Below are 1624 nucleotides of genomic sequence, written 5' to 3' on the forward strand. Positions count from 1 at the left end.
GGTTTTATTAAGTAATCTTTTACATTTAATTTTAAAGCTTGCTGTGCATATTCAAAGCTTGAATGAGCAGAAATAAAAATAGTATTTACTTTAGATGAAAAAGAAAGAATTTCTTTTTGAGTATCTATTCCATTTATTTGAGGAATTTCAATATTCATAATTATTAAATTAGGATTATAAATTCGTGATTTTTTTATAGCTTCATGTCCATTTTTAGCTTCAATTATTTTATTAAAAGTATTTTTAAAATTTCTATTTAAGAATATTTTTAAAGCATCTCTTTCAATAGCTTCATTTTCAACAATCATAATAGTATACATTGTAGGTATTCCTTTCTTTTGTATTATCAAATAATATTTCTTTAAAGCAAGGAATTTTAATTTCAATTAAAGTTTCTCCCTTATCTGCATTAAAGATTTCAATACCATAATTTGAACCAAAATAGGAGACTAATCTCTTATTAGCATTTAAAAATTCTAAAGGTTTATTTTTACAACTTAATAGGGTGGAGTGGTGATTAGATGAATCATATATATCATTATATTTAATTTTAATTTTTATATCATTATTAATAATATTACCATATATAGATATAAATCCTTCACCAATTTTTGATTCTATTCCATGAAAAATGATTTTTTCAACCATTGGCTCAATAATCATAGGTGGTATTCTATAATTTAATATATTTTTTGGTATGTCAATATAGTATTTTAAGCTATTTTTATATCTGATATTTTGTATAAATAAGTATTTTTTTATATTTTCTAATTCACTTCCTATAGTAGTAAAATTTTCAGATTGTTTAAATTTATACCTTAATAAATCTGATAGACAATAAATCATTTCTTCAGTATGAGAAGCATTTTCTAAAAAAGCCATTCGACTAATGGAATTAAGTGTATTAAATAAAAAATAAGAATTATTTTCTTTATTATAATCTTTAATTTTAATTTTTTTAATTGTATCTATGTATTTAAGTTGTTTATTTTTCAAATAAGAGATTTCATTATTTTTTATTTTATTTGATATAATTTGAGAAATATAATTAGCAATAAATTCACTACAATATTTCATTGTATTAATATCTTGACTAGTTCTTTTAGGAATTTTAGAAAAAGCTTCAAAAATTAAATTTTCAGGTATATTATTTTTTTTGCAAAAGTTAATAATTTTAGAGCTATAGTTAATAAAATTATTTTCTAATTTACATTGACCTACAATAACTTTTCCAAAAAAGTTATTATTTGCAGTTATTTCACTGGTAAAATTTCTTAGTGTGAATTCATTAGCATTAATATATATTTGTGTTAATAAGTTTGAATCTTTAATTAAATTAGATAAATATGTTGGATTTATAACGTTTCCAATAAGTTTATCATCAGAAGATAATATTAATACTTCAAATTTGAATAAATGAGAAATTTGTTTTTTAATAAGATTAAAAGTATGTTCATCTATAAGAGAATTTAATGAAAAATTACTATTATACATATTGATTCCCCTTTTCAAATTCATAATAATATGAAATTATAATAAAATTATACAAAAAATTAAAATTTATTTTAAAATATATAAAAAATTACAATTTACATGTAAATTATACACCAATAATGGATTAAAT

2 protein-coding genes are annotated in these 1624 nt (G+C 19.3%); both read right to left on the reverse strand.

What is annotated here, in order from left to right; genetic code table 11:
* On the reverse strand, positions 1-320 hold a 320-nt coding region (locus GBZ86_RS15675), incomplete at its 3' end, for a response regulator (protein WP_170272296.1).
* Entirely contained in the window at positions 298-1494 is a 1197-nt protein-coding gene (locus tag GBZ86_RS15680; protein ID WP_170272297.1) for a histidine kinase, read from the reverse strand. The genes GBZ86_RS15675 and GBZ86_RS15680, both read right to left, overlap by 23 nt.
* Positions 1495-1624 lie beyond the last annotated feature (130 nt).

Source organism: Clostridium tarantellae (assembly GCF_009295725.1).
Lineage (GTDB): Bacteria > Bacillota > Clostridia > Clostridiales > Clostridiaceae > Sarcina > Sarcina tarantellae.

Coding starts and splice junctions, on each gene's coding strand:
- GBZ86_RS15680 (WP_170272297.1), bottom strand. CDS start 1,494: ATGTATAATAGTAATTTTTCATTAAATTCTCTTATAGATGAACATACT.